The sequence below is a fragment of the Streptomyces sp. WAC06614 genome (assembly GCF_003949795.1).
Classification (GTDB): domain Bacteria; phylum Actinomycetota; class Actinomycetes; order Streptomycetales; family Streptomycetaceae; genus Streptomyces.
On sequence record NZ_RPRY01000145.1, the window covers coordinates 1 to 17,736 of the forward strand.

The 17,736-nt window shown below is 73.0% G+C and carries 19 protein-coding genes and 2 pseudogenes; 7 read left to right on the forward strand and 14 right to left on the reverse strand.

Annotated features, from left to right (window positions below; genetic code table 11):
- Positions 1 to 304: 304 nt before the first annotated feature.
- Positions 305 to 850, reverse strand: a pseudogene (locus EF918_RS20020) (anti-sigma factor); the annotation flags it as partial.
- Positions 847 to 1,608, reverse strand: a complete 762-nt coding sequence (sigE, locus tag EF918_RS20025; protein WP_185921831.1) for an RNA polymerase sigma factor SigE — start codon at positions 1,606 to 1,608, stop codon at positions 847 to 849. The gene sigE and the pseudogene EF918_RS20020, both read right to left, overlap by 4 nt.
- Before the next feature lie 155 nt (positions 1,609 to 1,763).
- Here sigE and EF918_RS20030 point away from each other — a divergent pair, with 155 nt between their 5' ends.
- Positions 1,764 to 2,426, forward strand: coding sequence for an O-methyltransferase (locus EF918_RS20030; RefSeq protein ID WP_125648226.1), 663 nt, complete (start codon positions 1,764 to 1,766; stop codon positions 2,424 to 2,426).
- A gap of 90 nt (positions 2,427 to 2,516) precedes the next feature.
- Here EF918_RS20030 and EF918_RS20035 read toward each other — a convergent pair whose 3' ends face one another.
- Positions 2,517 to 2,684, reverse strand: a complete 168-nt coding sequence (locus tag EF918_RS20035) for a DUF3117 domain-containing protein (RefSeq protein ID WP_003966491.1) — start codon at positions 2,682 to 2,684, stop codon at positions 2,517 to 2,519.
- 307 nt (positions 2,685 to 2,991) lie between these two features.
- Between EF918_RS20035 and EF918_RS20040 the strand changes: the two genes are divergently transcribed.
- Positions 2,992 to 3,795: an enoyl-CoA hydratase/isomerase family protein gene (locus EF918_RS20040; protein ID WP_125648229.1), complete on the forward strand. Its 804-nt coding sequence runs from the start codon at positions 2,992 to 2,994 to the stop codon at positions 3,793 to 3,795.
- 25 nt (positions 3,796 to 3,820) lie between these two features.
- On the opposite strand, the gene EF918_RS20045 is transcribed toward EF918_RS20040, so the two are convergent.
- Complete coding sequence (locus tag EF918_RS20045; RefSeq protein WP_125648232.1) at positions 3,821 to 4,423, reverse strand: DNA-3-methyladenine glycosylase I; 603 nt, start codon at positions 4,421 to 4,423, stop codon at positions 3,821 to 3,823.
- On the reverse strand, positions 4,420 to 4,803 hold the full coding sequence (locus tag EF918_RS39090) for a DivIVA domain-containing protein (protein ID WP_125648235.1): 384 nt from the start codon (positions 4,801 to 4,803) through the stop codon (positions 4,420 to 4,422). Before EF918_RS39090 ends, EF918_RS20045 begins: the two co-directional genes overlap by 4 nt.
- A gap of 113 nt (positions 4,804 to 4,916) precedes the next feature.
- On the opposite strand from EF918_RS39090, the gene folP reads away from it, so the two are divergent.
- Entirely contained in the window at positions 4,917 to 5,777 is an 861-nt protein-coding gene (gene folP / locus EF918_RS20055) for a dihydropteroate synthase (RefSeq protein WP_125648238.1), read from the forward strand.
- A 33-nt stretch (positions 5,778 to 5,810) separates the two neighbouring features.
- Here folP and EF918_RS20060 read toward each other — a convergent pair whose 3' ends face one another.
- A complete protein-coding gene (locus EF918_RS20060) occupies positions 5,811 to 6,566 on the reverse strand; it encodes a TIGR00730 family Rossman fold protein (protein ID WP_125648241.1) in 756 nt (251 codons plus the stop codon).
- Positions 6,567 to 6,699: 133 nt separating this feature from the next.
- Positions 6,700 to 7,782: a succinyl-diaminopimelate desuccinylase gene (dapE, locus tag EF918_RS20065; RefSeq protein WP_125648244.1), complete on the reverse strand. Its 1,083-nt coding sequence runs from the start codon at positions 7,780 to 7,782 to the stop codon at positions 6,700 to 6,702.
- Between the two features lie 181 nt (positions 7,783 to 7,963).
- Between dapE and EF918_RS20070 the strand changes: the two genes are divergently transcribed.
- Positions 7,964 to 8,851, forward strand: coding sequence for a heavy metal transporter (locus tag EF918_RS20070; RefSeq protein WP_125648271.1), 888 nt, complete (start codon positions 7,964 to 7,966; stop codon positions 8,849 to 8,851).
- A 208-nt stretch (positions 8,852 to 9,059) separates the two neighbouring features.
- Positions 9,060 to 9,224 (forward strand): annotated as a pseudogene (locus tag EF918_RS38320) (ATP-binding protein); the annotation flags it as partial.
- A gap of 244 nt (positions 9,225 to 9,468) precedes the next feature.
- Here the strand turns inward: EF918_RS38320 and dapC are convergent.
- Together dapC and fdxA are read right to left on the reverse strand one after the other, a co-directional pair.
- Positions 9,469 to 10,563 carry a succinyldiaminopimelate transaminase gene (dapC, locus tag EF918_RS20080; RefSeq protein WP_125648250.1) on the reverse strand — a complete coding sequence of 365 codons (1,095 nt, stop codon included), beginning with the start codon at positions 10,561 to 10,563 and terminating at the stop codon, positions 9,469 to 9,471.
- A gap of 151 nt (positions 10,564 to 10,714) precedes the next feature.
- Complete coding sequence (fdxA, locus tag EF918_RS20085; protein ID WP_125648253.1) at positions 10,715 to 11,041, reverse strand: ferredoxin; 327 nt, start codon at positions 11,039 to 11,041, stop codon at positions 10,715 to 10,717.
- A 117-nt stretch (positions 11,042 to 11,158) separates the two neighbouring features.
- Here fdxA and EF918_RS20090 point away from each other — a divergent pair, with 117 nt between their 5' ends.
- Together EF918_RS20090 and EF918_RS20095 are read left to right on the forward strand one after the other, a co-directional pair.
- The gene (locus tag EF918_RS20090; RefSeq protein WP_125648256.1) at positions 11,159 to 12,142 is read left to right on the forward strand and encodes an N-acetyltransferase; all 984 of its coding nucleotides are present in this window, start codon (positions 11,159 to 11,161) and stop codon (positions 12,140 to 12,142) included.
- Positions 12,139 to 12,924, forward strand: coding sequence for a transglutaminase-like domain-containing protein (locus EF918_RS20095; protein WP_260610402.1), 786 nt, complete (start codon positions 12,139 to 12,141; stop codon positions 12,922 to 12,924). The genes EF918_RS20090 and EF918_RS20095 overlap by 4 nt, the downstream gene beginning before the upstream one ends.
- 18 nt (positions 12,925 to 12,942) lie before the next feature.
- On the opposite strand, the gene EF918_RS20100 is transcribed toward EF918_RS20095, so the two are convergent.
- From EF918_RS20100 to EF918_RS20120, 5 genes are all read right to left on the reverse strand, one after another.
- Positions 12,943 to 13,557, reverse strand: a complete 615-nt coding sequence (locus tag EF918_RS20100; RefSeq protein WP_125648274.1) for a response regulator transcription factor — start codon at positions 13,555 to 13,557, stop codon at positions 12,943 to 12,945.
- Entirely contained in the window at positions 13,545 to 14,711 is a 1,167-nt protein-coding gene (locus tag EF918_RS20105) for a sensor histidine kinase (protein ID WP_260610406.1), read from the reverse strand. Before EF918_RS20105 ends, EF918_RS20100 begins: the two co-directional genes overlap by 13 nt.
- Before the next feature lie 94 nt (positions 14,712 to 14,805).
- Positions 14,806 to 15,561, reverse strand: coding sequence for an ABC transporter permease (locus tag EF918_RS20110; protein ID WP_125648265.1), 756 nt, complete (start codon positions 15,559 to 15,561; stop codon positions 14,806 to 14,808).
- A 3-nt stretch (positions 15,562 to 15,564) separates the two neighbouring features.
- Complete coding sequence (locus EF918_RS20115; RefSeq protein ID WP_125648268.1) at positions 15,565 to 16,515, reverse strand: ABC transporter ATP-binding protein; 951 nt, start codon at positions 16,513 to 16,515, stop codon at positions 15,565 to 15,567.
- A gap of 142 nt (positions 16,516 to 16,657) precedes the next feature.
- Positions 16,658 to 17,736, reverse strand: a 1,079-nt coding sequence (locus EF918_RS20120) for a hypothetical protein (RefSeq protein ID WP_312847843.1), incomplete at its 5' end; no start/stop codon positions are given.

Below are 17,736 nucleotides of genomic sequence, written 5' to 3' on the forward strand. Positions count from 1 at the left end.
CCCTCGGGCTGGGTCCACCAGTGGGGTCGGCGGCTGGTGGGTCGGGTGTCGGACGACATCGGTGCTCCCCCGGGCTCCGCGCGCCCCGTGGCGCGCCTCGCCGGAATTCAACCAGGTCCGGGGGGCACCGTCAGCGCGACAAGGAGACCGGCCGGTCGGAGAGGGAGGGGGACGGGGTGTGCGACGGGGTGTGCGTGGGCGCCGTGGGGGCCGCCGCGCCCCGGTGGCGGGAGTCCCAGTCGCGGTCGCGGACCACGGCGTCGGCCACCGGGACGGCCCCGCCGAGGCTGCCGCCCGGGCCGGTGACGGGCGTGACGTTGACGCCGCCCTCGCCGCGGCCGGCGGGGTCGGCGATGTCCAGCGGGAGCGCGCCGCCCAGGGCGATCGCGGCCAGCGAGACGGCCCCGGCCGCGACGAACGCGAAACGGCGGCGCGGCCGGCCCACCTCGTGGATCCGGAAGCCCTGCTGCGGCGCCACCGGCACGGCGTAGCCGAAGGTGTCCAGGCCCTCGCCGCCCAGCGGGGACCGGCCCAGCGGGCCACGGCCGCCCAGCGGGGCGCGGCCGGCGGGACCGCCGGCGCCGTCGTCGTCTCCGCCGTCCAGGGGGCCCGGCTGGCCCGGGAGCCCCTGCAGCCGGGCCAGCAGCCCGGCGGACGGCGCCGGCATGGCGCTCTCCACGAACAGGGTCTTCAGTCGCCGCTGCGCATCCGCCTCGGCCTTGCACCGGGCGCACGTGGCGAGGTGCGCGAGCACCCGCTCGCGCGCGTCATGGCTCAGCTCCCCGTCCACCAGGGCGGCGAGCCGGTCGCCCAGATGCTGTTCTGCGGGTGACGGACTGGCTCCGCTCACTCCGTTCCGCCTCCTCCCCCGACCCCGGCCAGAGCCCGCTGCTCGGCCCGGGCCTCGGGCGAGCGGTGCTTGAGTGCCTTGCGCAGGTGCGACCGCCCCCGGTGGATGCGGCTGCGCACGGTCCCGAGCTTCACGCCGAGCGTCGCGGCGATCTCCTCGTAGGACAGGCCCTCGATGTCGCAGAGTACGACGGCGGCACGGAATTCCGGCGCAAGGGTGTCGAGTGCCTGCTGCACATCGGCGTCGAAGTGGGTGTCGTGCAGCACCTGCTGCGGGGACGGCTCGCGCGAGGGCAGCCGCTCGGCGGCGTCGTCGGCGAGCGCGTCGAACCGGATCCGCTGCTTGCGGCGGACCATGTCCAGGAAGAGGTTGGTGGTGATCCGGTGGAGCCAGCCCTCGAAGGTGCCGGGCGTGTACGTGGACAGCGACCGGAAGACCCGGACGAAGACCTCCTGGGTGAGGTCCTCGGCGTCGTGCTGGTTGCCCGTCAGGCGATAGGCGAGGCGGTAGACCCGGGCGCTGTGGGTGCTGACGATGTCCTCCCAGGAGGGAGGGGCCCACGCCTGCGAACCCGCGTCGGCGGCGAAGGTCGCGGTGGTTGCGGTGTCGGCGGTGTGGATGCGGTCAGCAACGATGTCGGTCACGGATTTCGGCTCACCTGCCGACCTGAAGAGACGTCGCAGGACGCCTCCACGATCCACAGGCGCAGCCGCACCTCCCCTGTCGGCTCTGGTGGTGTCCAGTGGAGCCCCTACCATAGCCACCCCGTCCGTCAGCTCCGGATAAGCTTTTTTGCCCTAACTTTGCACGAGGCCTCCGCCAGAGGTGTCGATCTACCCGGCGGCGTCCCCTTCATCCCCCTCAACGCCCGGTCCCATCTGCGGGTTCCCGGTGGCAGCGGATACAGTCACCGTTGCGCCAACTAAGGGGACAGGAGAGGGTCATTACCGGCAACCGGCAGACGAGCTGGGCATTCGCCGACGCGTTTGTCGCCGAGGACGACGCTCTGCGGTGGGCCCGCGACCGGGCGAGGGAGGCGGGCCTGCGGTCCGTGTCCCCCGGCACCGGGGCCGCGCTGCGCCTGCTCGCCGCCACCGCCGACGCCAAGGCGGTCGCCGAGATCGGGACCGGGACCGGGGTCTCCGGCATCCACCTGCTGTACGGGATGCGGCCGGACGGGGTCCTGACCACCGTGGATCCCGAGCCGGACCGGCAGGCGTTCGCCCGGCAGGCGTTCCGGGCGGCGGGCTTCGCCGGGAACCGGGCGCGGTTCATCCCGGGGCGGGCGCTGGACGTGCTGCCGCGGCTCGCGGACGGCGGGTACGACCTCGTGTTCTGCGACGGGGACCCGACGGAGTCGCTGGACTACCTCGCTGAATCGTTGCGGCTGCTGAGGCCCGGCGGCCTGGTGTGCTTCGAGGGGGTCTTCGCGGAGGGGCGGGTCGTGGACTCCGCGGCACAGCCGGTCGAGGTCCTGCGGGTGCGCGAACTGCTGCGGACCGTGCGCGAAAGTCCGGCCCTGGAGTCGGCGCTGCTGCCCGTCGGGGACGGGCTGCTGTGCGCCGTGCGGCGCTGACCGCACACGCCCGTCCCCTCGGGGGGTACGCCGATGCCCCGGTCCCATGTCGGGAGCCGGGGCATCGGGAAAAGCTCGGGGGCGTCGGGGTCAGCCGACGACCTTCTTCAGGGCGTCGCCGAGAGCGTCGGCCTCGTCCGGGGTCAGCTCGACCACGAGCCGACCGCCACCTTCGAGCGGTACGCGCATGACGATGCCCCGCCCCTCCTTGGTCACCTCGAGCGGGCCGTCGCCCGTCCGCGGCTTCATGGCCGCCATGCTCGTTCCCCTTCCTGAAACCAGCTCATCGTCAGCCGACGGCCCCATTCAGGCGCCTCTACCGGCATCGAACACATTGCTTCCCAGCCATTATCCCGCATGTCAGGACCCGATGACCAACATCGACGGAGAACGCTTGCGCAACGCGCGCGACCAAAACCACTCATTTCGGGGATCCGCCTGCGATACTTCGCCCTCGCGCCCGGGTGGCGCCCGTCCGATTCTTTGACGCACATCACATCCCCAGGCCGCCGCGCGGTCCGCCATGCTGGGGACCTCACGCCCGCGACGAAGGGGGACCCCCGACATGGCCGACAGCGTTCTCTACGAGCTGTCCGACGGACTCGCCACCATCACGATCAACCGTCCCGACGCGATGAACGCGATGAACACGGAGGCCAAGGTCGCCCTGCGCGACGCGCTCGCGGCCGCGGCCGCGGACCCCGCGGTCCGCGCGGTCCTGCTGACCGCCGCCGGCCACCGTGCCTTCTGCGTCGGCCAGGACCTCAAGGAGCACGTCGGCAACCTGGCGGCCGACCGGGAGAACGGCTCGACGCTGACCATGACCACGGTCTCCGAGCACTACAACCCGATCGTCCGGACGATCACCGAGATGCACAAGCCCGTGGTCGCCGCCGTCAACGGCGTCGCCGCCGGGGCCGGCTTCGGGTTCGCGCTGGCCGCCGACTACCGGATCGCCGCCGACACCGCCGCCTTCAACACCTCCTTCGCCGGGGTGGCCCTGACCGCCGACTCCGGCGTCTCCTGGACGCTGCCCCGGCTGATCGGCCCCTCCCGCGCCGCCGACCTGCTGTTCTTCCCGCGGAACATCTCCGCGCAGGAGGCGTACGACCTCGGCATCGTCAACCGGCTGGTGCCCGCCGACGCCCTCGCCGCCGAGGCCGAGCGCCTGGCCCGGACCCTGGCGGCCGGCCCGACCGTGGCCTACGCCGCGATCAAGGCCTCGCTCGCCTACGGCGCCGGGCACTCGCTCGACGAGGCCCTGGAGAAGGAGGACGAGCTGCAGATCATGGCCGGCGCGTCCGAGGACCACTCCATCGCCGTGGCCGCCTTCCTGGCCAAGGAGACCCCGAAGTACCTCGGCCGCTGACCCGCGCCGGACCGCAGGACCCTATTCACCGCCCGGCCCGGGTGCCGCCGAGGCCCCGGGCCGTGCAGTCCGCCAGGTGGTCGTCCACCAGGCCGCACGCCTGCATCAGCGCGTACGCCGTCGTGGGGCCGACGAAGCGGATGCCCTCCTTCTTGAGGGCCTTGGCCAGCGCCGTGGACGCGTCGGTCACCGCCGGCACCTCCCCGATGCTCACCGGGGCCGGGCCCGGCTCCACGGGGGCGTGCGACCAGATCAGTGCGTCGAGCTCGCCGGGCGCCCAGCCCGCCAGCACCTTGGCGTTGGCGAGGGTGGCCTCGATCTTCGCCCGGTTGCGGATGATGCCGGGGTCCAGCAGCAGCCGCTCCGCGTCCTTCGGCCCGAACTCCGCCACCGCCGCGATCTTGAAGTCGGCGAAGGCCGCGCGGAAGCCCTCGCGGCGGCGCAGGATCGTCAGCCAGGACAGCCCGGACTGGAAGGCCTCCAGGCACAGCCGCTCGTACAGCGCGTCGTCGCCGTGGACCGGCCGGCCCCACTCGGTGTCGTGGTAGACCACGTAGTCCTCGGTGGCCAGGGCCCAGGGGCAGCGCAGCGCCCCGTCCGGTCCGGCCAGCGCCTTGCCGTCGCTCACCGCTGCTCCCCCTTCATCAGGCTCGGGCCGCCCTGGCCCGCCGCGTCGGCCCCGTCCGTCGGGGCCGTCGGAGTCGCCGGGTTCGCGGGGGCCGGGCCCAGGGCCGCCTCCAGCTCCGCGATCCGCTTGTCCCGCTCCGCCAGCTCCGCGCCGAGGCGCAGCAGGACGTCGTCCACCTCGGCCATCCGGTAGCCGCGCGGGGCCACCGGCAGCCGCAGGGCGTCGATGTCCTCCCGGACCACCGGTCTCGACTCCGGCAGGGCGTCCGCGACCCGCTCGGGCGCGGCCTCGGGCAGCACGGCCTCCTCCCCGCCGCCGACCACGGCGAGGGTGACCGCGGCGACCACCACGACCAGCGCGATCAGCAAGAACCAGAACACGATGAACTCCCCTGGGGACGGTCGGCACGACTCCTGACCCCGATCGTGCCACGTGCCTGTGACGGTTAAGGTCACAGGCGAGCCATGAGACGGCCGAGGAAGGGTTCAAGGGGATGCTGCGACTGGGCAGGCGTGAGTTCGACACCCACGAGGCGGTGATCATGGCCATCGTGAACCGGACCCCGGACTCCTTCTACGACCAGGGCGCCACCTTCCGCGACGAGCCGGCCCTGGACCGGGTGGAGCAGGCGGTGGCCGAGGGTGCCGCGATCATCGACATCGGCGGGGTCAAGGCCGGGCCCGGCGAACACGTGGACGCCGCCGAGGAGATCCGCCGCACGGTCGGCTTCGTGGCCGAGGTGCGCCGCCGCCACCCGGACGTGGTGATCAGCGTGGACACCTGGCGGCACGAGGTCGGCGAGGCCGTCTGCGAGGCCGGCGCGGACCTGCTGAACGACGCCTGGGGCGGGGTGGACGCCAAGCTCGCGGAGGTCGCCGCCCGCTACGACGTGGGGCTGGTGTGCACGCACGCGGGCCGGGTCGAGCCGCGGACCCGGCCGCACCGGATCGCGTACGACGACGTGATGGCCGACATCCTCGACGTCACCGTGGGCCTGGCGGAGCGGGCTGCCGCCCTCGGGGTGCGCCGGGACGCGATCCTGATCGACCCGGGCCACGACTTCGGCAAGAACACCCGGCACTCGCTGGAGGCCACCCGCAGGCTGGCGGAGATGACGGACACCGGCTGGCCGGTGCTGGTCTCGCTGTCCAACAAGGACTTCGTCGGAGAGACCCTCGACAAGCCGGTCAAGGAACGGCTGCTGGGCACCCTGGCGACCACGGCCGTCTCGGCCTGGCTGGGCGCCCAGGTCTACCGGGTGCACGAGGTCGCCGAGACCCGGCAGATCCTCGACATGGTCCGTTCCATCCAGGGCCACCGGCCCCCGGCGGTCGCCCGCCGGGGCCTGGCCTGACCGCCGCCCGGCCCCGGCCGGACGGCCGGCGCCCTACTTGCCGACTTCCTTGGTGACCAGGGCGATCGCCTCTTCCACGTCGTCGGTGACGTGGAAGAGGAACAGGTCGTGCTCGGACGCCTTGCCCTGCGCGACCACGGTGTCGCGCAGCCACTCCACGAGCCCGCTCCAGTACTGGGTGCCGTAGAGCACGATCGGGAAGCGGGTGATCTTCTGCGTCTGGACCAGGGTCAGCGCCTCGAACAGCTCGTCCAGGGTGCCGAGGCCCCCCGGCAGGACCACGAAGCCCTGGCTGTACTTCACGAACATGGTCTTGCGGACGAAGAAGTACCGGAAGTTCAAGCCGAGGTCGACGTGCGGGTTGAGCCCCTGCTCGAAGGGCAGCTCGATGCCGAGGCCGACCGAGATCCCGTTCGCCTCCCGGGCGCCCTTGTTCGCGGCCTCCATCGCGCCGGGCCCGCCGCCGGTGATGACGGCGAAGCCCGCTTCCACGAGGGCCCGGCCGATCTGCTCCCCGGCCAGGTAGTCGGACGAACCGGCGGGCGTCCGGGCCGAGCCGAACACGCTGATGGCGGGCGGCAGCTCCGCCAGGGTGCCGAAGCCCTCGATGAACTCCGACTGGATGCGCAGGACCCGCCAGGGATCGGTGTGCACCCATTCCGAGGGCCCTGCCGAGTCCAGCAGCCGCTGGTCGGTCGTGCTGCCCGCCTGGACCTGTCCGCGCCGGCGCAGTACCGGACCGAGCTGCTGTTCCTCGGGCCTGCGCCGCATGCTCTCCGGGTTGCCCATGATGTGCGCTCCCTTCCTGCTGATCGTTCGGATCAGGGTAGGCGCACGAAGGTGACGGGGAGCGGAATTCGGGAGGTCGGCCGGGCGCGGTTCAGGGGATCGGCCACGCACGCCGCACCGGGTCGGCCGGACGTCAGCCCGAGGTCAGCCAGTCGCGCAGGCGCTCCTCGCAGTGCAGGATCGCCTTGGTGTCCACCCGCTCGTCGACCTTGTGCGCCAGCAGCGCGTCGCCCGGGCCGTAGTTGACGGCGGGCACGCCCAGGGCGCTGAACCGGGACACGTCGGTCCAGCCGAACTTGGGCATGGCCTTGCCGCCCACGGCCTCCATGAACGCGGCCGCGGCCGGGTGCGAGAGACCGGGCAGGGCGCCGCCGGAGAGGTCGTCGACGACGAACTCGGCGATGTCGCAGTCCGCGAAGACTTCCTCGACGTGGGCGAGGGCCTCGGCCTCGGTGCGGTCGGGGGCGTAGCGGAAGTTGACCGTCACGGTGCAGGAGTCGGGGATGACGTTGTTGGCGACGCCGCCCTCGATCCGTACGGCGTTGAGGCCCTCGTGGTACTCCAGGCCGTCGATGACGGGCTTGCGCGGCTCGTACGCGGCCAGCTTGGCGAGGATCGGCGCGGCGGCGTGGATGGCGTTGGCGCCCATCCAGCTGCGCGCGGAGTGTGCGCGCTCGCCGGCGGTGCGCAGCAGCACCCGCAGGGTGCCCTGGCAGCCGCCCTCGACCTCGGCGTCGGAGGGCTCCAGCAGGACGGCGAAGTCCCCGGCGAGCCAGTCGGGGTGGGCCTCGGCGACCTTGCCCAGGCCGTTGAGGTCGGCGGCGACCTCCTCCTGGTCGTAGAAGACGAAGGTGAGGTCGCGGTTGGGCTCGGGGACGGTCGCGGCGATGCGCAGCTGCACGGCGACGCCCGACTTCATGTCGGTGGTGCCGCAGCCCCACAGGACGCCGTTCTCGTCCAGCCGGGAGGGGACGTTGTCGGCGATGGGCACCGTGTCGAGGTGGCCGGCGAGGACGACGCGTTCGGCGCGGCCGAGGTGGGTGCGGGCGACGACGTTGTTGCCGTAGCGGTCGACGGTCAGGTGCGGCAGGGTGCGCAGCGCCTGCTCGACGGCGTCGGCGAGGACCTTCTCGTCGCCGCTCACGGACGGGATGTCGACGAGCGCCGCGGTCAGCTCGGCGGCGTCCAGGGTGAGATCGAGCTCGGTATCGGACATGAAGTGACCCTACGCGACGGGCCGGGTGCCCGGCGTCCGCGTCCGGCCGCTGGACGCCTCACCAGCGGTATCGTCCGATTTTCCTCAGGTCCGGCTGCTGGACGGGCCGCCGGACTCCAGTACGGTGGGCGGCGTGCCCGTAACTGATCAGCAAGCCGAGCGCTCCGGACTCCGTCGACGCCTGTTCCGCCTGGTGCTGGCGCTGGCCGTGCTGGCGGGGGTCGCCGGGTACTTCGCGGTGCAGTACGACTCGACCGGCGGGGGCGCGCCCCACTGCACGGTGGAGGCGGGCGGCGCCTCGTACGCGATGACACCCGAACAGGCCGGACACGCCGCGACGATCGCGGCCGTCGGCACGGACCGGGGCATGCCGCAGCGGGCGGCGACGATCGCCATAGCGACGGCGATCCAGGAGTCGCACCTGCGCAACCTCGACCACGGCGACCGCGACTCCCTCGGGCTGTTCCAGCAGCGGCCCTCCATGGGCTGGGGCACCCCGCAGCAGATCATGGACCCGGTGTACGCGGCGGCGAAGTTCTACGAGCACCTCGCCGAGGTCGACGGCTACGAGAACATGCCGCTGACGGTGGCGGCGCAGGAGGTCCAGCGCAGCGGCTACCCGGAGGCGTACGCCAAGCACGAGGCGGACGCCCAGCTGCTGGCGGCGGCGTTCACCGGCAATGCCCCGGCCACGATGACCTGCAGCGGCCCGGGCCCGCAGCGCCCGGGGGACCCGGAGGCGGTCAAGGCGCAGTTGGTGAAGGTGTTCGGGCCGAAGGTGGCGCCGCGGACCGGTTCGGCGGCCGGTACGCACGGGCAGGCGGTCGGCGGCAGCGACGGCGCCGAGATAGCGCTGTCGGTCCAGGAGCGGCGGCGCGGCTGGGAACTGGCCCACTGGGCCGTGGCCAACGCCTCGGAGCTGGGCGTGGAGCGGGTGTCCTACGACGGGGTGGCCTGGCTGGCCGGCCAGAACCGCGGTGCGTGGGTCCGCAAGGCCCCGGGCAGGGGCGGCTCCGACGACCCGCGCAACGCCGGCCCGCACGACGTACGGATCTTCGTCAAGCGCTAGGGCCGTCCGGCGGATCAGGGTCGGACAGGCCCTGGGCCCGGCAGGGTCCCCAGGTGCGTTCGAGGTCCGGCCGGGTGTCCGGTGCGGGGTCACCGAAAGCCGATTAACGGACTCATTGCCGATCCTTTACCCGGTTCATCCGCAACCCCGGGGGGGCCTCGACCGGTTGAACAGGGCGTACTCGGTCGGCTACCGCTAGGAGCACGTGATGTCCCTCCCCCTGACCCGCCGGATCGCCCAGGCCGCCCTGCTGATGGCAGCCGGTGCGGCACCCGTGGTCGGTGCGGCCGCCTCGGCGAGCGCCGCGGGCCTGGAGCCCGTGACCCAGTCGCTGGGCCCGGTCAGTGCCATGGACGCCGACGCGCTGGGCAGCGCCACCGGTGCGCTGAACGGCGCTGACACCCCCGATGTCGTCGACACCGTCAGCAAGGTGCAGGAGACGGCCAAGGGCCTGCCGGTGCAGACCCCCGCCTCCACGCTGCCTTCGCTGGGCGGTCTGCCGCTCGGCGGCTGAGCAGCAGCACGGACGCGGCACGCGGTACGCGGTACGCGTACCGCGGAACGTCGAAGGGCCCGGAGCGACCGCTCCGGGCCCTTCGGCCTTCGGTCGTGTCAGGTCAGCCGAGGCGCTTGACGGCGGCCTCGACGCGCTCGTCGGTGGCGGTGAAGGCGACCCGGACGAATCGTTCCCCCGCCTCGCCGTAGAAGTCGCCGGGGCAGACCAGGATGCCGAGCTGCGCCAGGTAGGCCACGGTCTCCCAGCACGGCTCGTCCCGGGTGGCCCACAGGTAGAGGCTGGCCTCGCTGTGCTCGATCCGGAAGCCGTGCGCCTCCAGCGCGGTGCGCAGCGCGTCCCGGCGGGCGGCGTAGCGCTCCCGCTGCTCCTGCACGTGGGCGTCGTCGCCCAGGGCCACGACGGCGGCGGCCTGGACCGGGGCGGGGGTCATCATGCCGCCGTGCTTGCGGATCTCCAGGAGCTCGGCGAGCACCTCCGCGTCACCGGCGACGAACGCGGCCCGGTAACCGGCCAGGTTGGACCGCTTGGAGAGCGAGTGGACCGCGACCAGGCCCTCGTAGGAGCCGCCCGAGACGTCGTCGTGGAGGATCGAGACCGGGTCGGCCTCCCAGCCGAGCTCCAGGTAGCACTCGTCGCTGAAGACGAGGATGCCGTGCTCGCGGGCCCAGGCCACGATCCGGACCAGCTCGTCCTTGGGGATGACCTTGCCGGTCGGGTTGGACGGCGAGTTCAGCCACAGCAGCTTCAGGCCGGCCGGGTCCAGCTCGGTCGGGTCGTCGTAGACGACGGCCTCGGCACCGGCCAGCAGCGCGCCGACCTCGTACGTCGGGTAGGCCAGCCGCGGGTAGGCGACCTTGTCGCCGGGGCCGAGGCCCAGCTGGATCGGCAGCCAGGCCACCAGTTCCTTGGAGCCGACGACGGGCAGCACGTTGCGGTGGCCCACGTTGCTGCCGCCGAGCCGGCGCCGGACCCAGCCGCTGATCGCGTCGCGCAGCGCCGGCGTGCCCCAGACCGTGGGGTAGCCCGGCGAGTCGGCGGCGTCGACCAGGGCGCGCTGGATCAGCTCCGGCACCGGGTCCACCGGGGTGCCGACCGACAGGTCGACGATGCCGTCCGGGTGGGCGGACGCGGTTGCCTTGTACGGCTCCAGCTTGTCCCAGGGGAAGGCGGGAAGACGAGCGGATACTGCGGCCACGGTGCTCTCTGCTCTCTCTAGTGGGGATGGGCTGGATGGGCTGGAGGGGCCGGACGCGCAAAACGCCTCGGTCCCGTGCGGCCGGAGGGCCGTACGGGACCGAGGGCGCTGCCGGACGGGCTCACGGCACGTGAGGCGCTCGGGACGACGCTCAGTCGCCTTCGCCCATGGGCGGCAGCGCGGCGATGAAGGGGTGGTCGCGCTCGATCAGGCCGAGCTTGGACGCACCGCCCGGGGAGCCGAGCTCGTCGAAGAACTCGACGTTCGCCTTGTAGTAGTCCTTCCACTCCTCCGGAGTGTCGTCCTCGTAGAAGATCGCCTCGACCGGGCAGACCGGCTCACAGGCGCCACAGTCGACGCATTCGTCCGGGTGGATGTACAAGGACCGGTTGCCCTCGTAGATGCAGTCGACGGGGCACTCTTCGATGCACGCCTTGTCCTTGACGTCGACACAAGGCTCCGCGATGACGTAGGTCACGCTCTCGTTCCTCCTCGGTAGGGCTTTCCATATCGCGCGGGAGCGCGGCGTCGTCGATGCCCGCACCTAGTATCTCCGTTCCTGGGCACGATCCGAACAGGAGGGGCTGACCAAGCTGTGGAAATCACTGCCGGTGCGCTCATGGAAATCCGCATCACCCCCGCTGACGTGGGGAAACGAGTCTCCGTACGACGGGTGGAGCGGGCCGCGGACGGGGCCTCGTCCTTCACGGACACCGTCGGGGTTCTCGTATCGTGGACCGGCGGTGTGCTGCTGATCACAAAGAAGGACGGCGAAATCGTCCACATCGCGGAATCCGCGCTGGTCGCGGGCAAGGTCGTGCCCCCGGCGCCGGCCCGCCGCCGCGGCCCCGCGGCGAGCTTCGAGGAGCTCGCGCCGGTGCTGGCACGGTCCTGGCAGCCGGTGGAGAGCGAGCCGCTGGGCGGCTGGACGCTGCGCGCGGCGGGCGGCTTCACCCGGCGGGCCAACTCCGCGCTGCCGCTCGGCGACCCGGGGATACCCGTGGCGGAAGCACTCGCGCGAGTGAAGGCCTGGTACGAGGAACGCGGCCTCACCCCCTACGTGCAGGCCGCCACCGGCGGCGCCGGCACCCAGGAGGTGCTGTGCGCGCGGCTGGCGGAGCTGGGCTGGGTGCGGGAGGTCTCGGCGGACGTACGGATCGCCGCGCTGGCGCCGCTGGCGGACGTGGCGGCCGACGTGTCGGCGGTGCGGCTGTCCCGGGAGTGCGACGGGGAATGGCTGGCCCGGTACGGCAAGGTCCGCGACGCGGCGACGGCGGTACGGGTGCTGTCCTCCGGCCCGTCGGTGTGGTTCGCGTCGGTGCCGGGGCGGGCGATCGGCCGGCTGGTGGTCGACGGCCGGTGGGCCGGTTTCTCGGCGGTGGAGGTGGCCCCGGAGCACCGGCGGCAGGGCCTGGCCACCGCCGTGATGGCGGCGCTGGCCCGGCAGGCGCTCACGGAGCGGGCCTCGGCGGCGTGGCTCCAGGTGGAGTCCGACAACGCGGCGGCGCTCGCCCTGTACGACCGGATGGGCTTCACGGTCCACCACGCGTACCACCACTTCCGGGCGGCGGGCTCGTGAGCTTCCGCGAGCAGTTCGCCGAGGAGGCCCGCTCCGAGCGGCCGGACCTGGCCCTGCTGTGCCTGTACCTGGCGGCCGAGGCGGACCCCTCCTTCGACGAACGGGCGCTGGACCAGGCCCAGATGGAGCTGGACCGGCTGGCGGGGCTGCTGCCGTACGGACTGCGCGGGGGCAGGGCCTGGGCGGCGGCCCTGACGGACCTGCTCGGCGCCCGGCTGGGCTTCCACGGCACCCCGGCCGACTACGAGCGCCTGTCGTCCTCCCTCCTGCCAGCGGTGCTCGAGCGGCGCCGGGGCCTGCCGATCCTGTTGTCGGTGGTGTGGATGGAGGTCGCCCGGCGGGCGGGCGGCCCGGTGTACGGCCTGGCGCTGCCCGGGCACTTCGTGATCGGCTTCGGCGATCCGCAGGAGCGGGTCACGGTGGACCCGTTCGCCGGCGGCGCGGCGCTCGGGGTGGGCCCGGCGGAGGTGGCGGCCGCGCCGCTGGAGCCGGCCGGGACGCTGGACATCGTGCTCCGGATCCTGAACAACATCAGGGCCTGGGCGGGCGCCCGCCCGGAACAGTCGGCGGTGGCCCTGTGGGCCCTGGACCTCTCCCTGCTCCTGCCCTCCCACCCGGCCTCGCTCCGCTACGACCGGGCCCGCGTCCTGGTCGACCGGGGCGAGTTCCGCGAGGGCGCGGCAGAACTGGACGCCTACGCCGACGTGATCGCCCCGGTCGACCCCGCCACCGCCACCCGCATCCACGGCGAGGCCACCTCGGCGAGGGCCATGCTGAACTGACGGGGGCCGCCGGGCCCGCTACAGCCAGCCCTTGTCGCGGGCCACGCGGACGGCTTCGGTGCGGTTGCGGGCGGCCAGTTTTTGGATGGCGGTCGAGAGGTAGTTGCGGACCGTTCCCTGGGAGAGGTGGAGGCGGGCGGCCAGTTCGGCGTTGGTCGCGCCGTCCGCCGCTGCGCGGAGGACCTCGCGTTCGCGGTCCGTCAGGGGGTTCGCGCCTTCTGCCAGGGCTGCCGCGGCCAGGGTGGGGTCGATGACGCGGTCGCCCGCGAGGACCTTGCGGACGGCCTCGGCCAGTTGGGCCGCGGGGGCGTCCTTGACCAGGAAGGCCGAGGCGCCCGCCTCCATCGCGCGGCGCAGGTAGCCGGGGCGGCCGAAGGTCGTCAGGATCACGATCTTCAGGCCGGGCAGGGCCGTGCGCAGGGCCGCGGCCGCCTCGATGCCCGTCATGCCGGGCATCTCGATGTCCAGCAGGGCCACGTCCACCTCGTGGGACCGGGCCGCCGCGAGCACCTCGTCGCCGCGGGCGACCTGGGCCACCACCTCGATGTCCGGCTCCAGGCCCAGCAGCGCCGCCAGGGCCTCCCGGACCATGGACTGGTCTTCCGCCAGCAGCACTCGGATCATGATCCCGATCCTAGGGGGAGGCGGGCCGGGATCCGCGCGGTCAGCCGGAAGCCCTTGCGGCCCGTGGCCGGGCCGGCGGTCAGGCTGCCGTCCAGGGCTTCCAGGCGCTCGCGCAGGCCGGTCAGGCCGTTGCCGGGGGCGGCGGACGGGGCGGACTCCCCGTCGTCGGTGACCGTCAGTTCGGCCACCGGGCCGCCCAGGGTCTCGCGCAGCTCCAGCGCCACCGTGCAGCGGGCCGCGCCGCTGTGGCGCACCACGTTGGTGACGGCCTCCCGCAGGGACCACGCCAGCGCCGCCTCGCGCTCCTCGTCCAGGCCGTACGCCTCCGGTTCCGCCGTGTCCGGCAGGACGGCTACCACTCCGGCCGCGGTCAGCGCCGTACGGGCGCCCGCCAGTTCGCCGGGCAGCGTGGGCCGGCGGTAGCCGGTGACGGCCTCCCGTACATCGACCAGCGCCTGCCGGCTGACCCGCTCGATGTCGGCCACCTGCTGGGCGGCCCGGTCGGGGTGGTCCGGCAGCATCCGGCCGGCCAGCTCGCTCTTGAGCGTGATCAGGGAGAGGGAATGGCCCAGCAGGTCGTGGAGGTCCCGGGCCATGCGCAGGCGTTCCTCGTTCGCGGCGAGCGCCGCCACGGTGGCCCTGGCCTGGCGCAGCTCCATCGTGGTGCGCACCATCTGCCGTACGCCGACCATCGCGAAGCCGCCCAGCAGGGCCGGGACCACCAGCCCCACCAGGTAGGCGTCGCCGCCGGGGACCGCGAGGCCGGTGGCGACCAGGAGGGCCGTCGTCCCCGGCACGGTCCAGCGGGACCACTCCAGGGGGAGGGCCGCGCCGGAGGCGATCGACACGTACACGTACAGGACCAGCCATTCCCGGCCCAGCGACAGGGACAGGACCGCGGACTGCGCCGCCAGGACGACCAGGCTCAGGAAGACCCTGTTCCAGTTGTTGGGCCGCTGGGAGCGGAAGATCAGGACGAGGTACCAGGCGACGAAGGCCGCCAGGCCGAGCGCGCCCAGCACCCGCACGCCCGTGGAGTGGCCGCCGCTGACCAGGTCGGTGACCGGCGCGGAGAGGTAGAAGAGCCAGACGCCCGTCCACATGCCCTTGACGATCTTGCCGCGCCGGGTCTCGGGCTGCTGCCCGATCCGCACCGGGCCGATCCGCTCCGGGCCGGCCTGCTCCGCACCGGTCCGGTCGGGGCCGGTCCGCCCGGGACCGGCCCGTCCCGTGTCGTCCTGCGTCAGTGCCATCGTGTCACGCCTTCGACGAATCCTTGCGGTACAGCCACGCGGCGGCACCGGCGAACACTACGAAGTATCCGGCCAGCAGGGCCACGTCGGTCAGCCGCGGTGCGTTGCCCAGCTCGATGGACTGGCCGAGGCCCGCGTAGGCGTGGGTGGGCAGCCACTCGGCGATGTTCTGGAGCCACTGCGGGTACACCGCGGTCGGCATCCACAGGCCGCCCAGGATGGACATGCCGAAGTAGACGATCATCGTGACCGGGCGGGCCGTGTCCCCGCTGGCCAGGTAGCCGAGCGCCACGCCGAGGGCGGCGAAGACCAGGCTGCCGGCCCAGATGGAACCGGTCAGGGCGGCCCACTGCCAGGCCTCGAAGCGGACGCCCTTGGCCGCCGCGGCGACCGCGAAGACCACCACGATCGACGGGAGCGAGATGACGGCCGCGCTCGCCGTCTTGGCCAGGACGTAGCCGCGGCCGGGCAGGGCGGTCAGCCGCAGCTGGCGCACCCAGCCGGACTCGCGCTCCTTGGCGATGCGTTCGCTGTTGCCCATCAGGACGGCGGTCAGGGCGCCGAAGGAGGCCATGGCCACCATGTAGAAGGCCGGCATGGTCAGCTCGGTGCCCATGACCTTGGTGGTGCCGTCCAGAGTGCCGCCGAGCATCAGGAAGAGGGCGGAGGGGTAGAGGACCGAGAAGAACAAGAACTTCTTGTTCCGCATGGTCCGGGAGACTTCGAGTCGGGTCAGGGCGAAGGTCCGGTTGTTCAGCATGGCTCAGGCGGCCTCTTCCGTGAGAGCGATGAAGGCCTCTTCCAGGCCGAGGCCCGCGACCTCCAGGTTGCGGGGGTAGAGCCCGAGGGCGTACAGCGCGTGGACGGTGGCGTCGGCGTCGCGCGACTGGATCCGTACGGTGCTGCCGTGCCGCTCGAAGCGGGTCGTCCCGGGCAGGGCGCGCAGGCTCGCCTCCAGGGCGGCGTCGCCGGGCCCTTCGAGGTCGAACGAGACCTTGCGGGCGCCGGCCTTGGCCTTGATCTCGGCGGCGGTGCCGTCCGCGAGCAGCCGGCCCTTGGCCACCACCAGCACGCGGTCGGCGATGGCGTCCGCCTCCTCCAGGTAGTGCGTGGCGAACAGCACCGTGCGGCCCATCTCGGCCTGCTGCCGCATGGTCGACCAGAAGGCCTGCCGGGCGGTGACGTCCATGCCGGTGGTCGGCTCGTCCAGCACGATCAGGTCGCTGTGGCCGGCGGTGGCGAGGGCGAAGCGGACCCGCTGCTCCTGGCCGCCGGAGAGCTTGTTGACCTTGCGGTCGGCGATCGAGGTGAGGTCGGCCCGGGAGAGCACCTCGTCCACCGGGTACGGCCGCGGGTGCAGGGTGCAGCCGAGCGCGACCAGCTCGCGGACGGTCACCTCCTCCATCAGGCCGCCGCTCTGCAGCATCGCGCCGACCCGCCCGGCCGCCACGGCCTCGCGCGGGGTGGTGCCGAACAGCCGGACGGTGCCGGAGTCGGCGGGGCGCAGGCCCAGGAGCAGGTCGAGGGTGGTGGACTTGCCGGCTCCGTTCGGGCCGAGCAGGGCCACGGTCTCGCCGGGGTGCAGCTGGAGGCTGAGCCCGTCCACGGCCCGTACGGCGCCGTACCGCTTGGTCACGTTCTCGAAGCTCACCACCGTGCCGGCCACCCCGTCGGTGGCGGCCCCGGTGCGTGTCGTGGGCGTGGTCGTCGTCATGGCTCAAGATTCGCCGCCGAGGGGGTGCCGGCGGCAGTGTCGGCGGTCGTGCATGCCGGATGACAGATGTCATGTCCGGTGCATGACGCAGCCCCCGCCCGGGGTCCCGGGCGGGGGCTGGAGTGCGGCGGCGAGAGCCGGGTCAGCTCGGGTTCGTGTCGATCGTGACCGTGCGCTCCGCCGTGGTCCTGCCCACCAGCGCCTTGCCGAGGGCGCCGGCCACGTCCTGCGGGGTGACGGGCGTCTTCTCGCCGTTGCCGCGCTGGATCAGGACCCCGTCGAAGCCGTTGCCGTAGAGCTCCTTGAGCGCGTCCAGGTCGTACTTCTCGACGAGCTTGCCGTCGACGGCCTTCATGCTCAGGATCTTGGGCAGGGACTTGGCGGGGCCGAACGGGACCGACTTGTTGCCCGCCTTGACCACCACGTTCGCGGACATCGCCGGGGTGGCGAACTCCCGCATGGCACGGTCGATCTCGGCCTGGGTGATCGTGGGCTCCCGGTTGGCGACGGGCAGTTCGACGGACGGGGCCTTGCCGGTCCGGACCAGGGTCTTGAAGGCGTCCTCGACCAGGCTCATGGACGCCTTGACGTCCAGGCTGGTGCCCGCCTTGCCGGGGACCGGGACGGCCTTGTTCGGCTCGAACTTGATGGTGCCCTCGACGGCCGTGCCGGCGGTGCCGGCCAGCTCCTGGAGGGCGACCTGGAGCTTCTCCTCGTCGACCGGCAGGACGGCCTCGGCAGTGCGCTCCTGGCCCAGCAGGGAGCCGATCACGGTCACCGGGTTGTAGTCGCTGCCGGTCGCGCCGCGCACGGTGGCCTGGGTGTCCAGGGTCAGGCCGGCCTTCTCGGGCTTGAGCTCGACCTGCTTGTCGCCGGCCTTGAGCGCCAGCGGGGTCGCGGCGCGGGTGCCGAGGGTGTTCTGCAGCTTGGCGGTCGCCTCGTCGCGGGTGCCGCTGATGTCGACGCCCATGACGGTGGTGCCCTTGGGCACGTCCTCGTGGTTCAGCAGCAGCCCGGCGCCGTACGCGACCCCGAGCAGCAGGACCAGGCCGCCGCCGAGCAGCACCAGCTTGGAGCGGCCCTTCTTCTTGGCCTTGGCGGCCCCGGCGCGCCCGGTGGCGGCTTCCCGAACGACCCCACCGGCGGCCCGGCGTTCGGCAGCATGCCCGTGAACGCGCCCCGGACGGACGAGGACACCGGCGGCTTCGCGCCGAGCTGGCC

Bases quoted from the DNA above. Each gene is read 5' to 3' on its own strand.
- sigE (WP_185921831.1), bottom strand. From the start codon at position 1,608: ATGGTAGGGGCTCCACTGGACACCACCAGAGCCGACAGGGGAGGTGCG.
- EF918_RS20035 (WP_003966491.1), bottom strand. From the start codon at position 2,684: ATGGCGGCCATGAAGCCGCGGACGGGCGACGGCCCGCTCGAGGTGACC.
- EF918_RS20040 (WP_125648229.1), top strand. From the start codon at position 2,992: ATGGCCGACAGCGTTCTCTACGAGCTGTCCGACGGACTCGCCACCATC.
- folP (WP_125648238.1), top strand. From the start codon at position 4,917: ATGCTGCGACTGGGCAGGCGTGAGTTCGACACCCACGAGGCGGTGATC.
- EF918_RS20060 (WP_125648241.1), bottom strand. From the start codon at position 6,566: ATGGGCAACCCGGAGAGCATGCGGCGCAGGCCCGAGGAACAGCAGCTC.
- dapE (WP_125648244.1), bottom strand. From the start codon at position 7,782: ATGTCCGATACCGAGCTCGATCTCACCCTGGACGCCGCCGAGCTGACC.
- EF918_RS20110 (WP_125648265.1), bottom strand. From the start codon at position 15,561: ATGCTGAACAACCGGACCTTCGCCCTGACCCGACTCGAAGTCTCCCGG.
- EF918_RS20115 (WP_125648268.1), bottom strand. From the start codon at position 16,515: ATGACGACGACCACGCCCACGACACGCACCGGGGCCGCCACCGACGGG.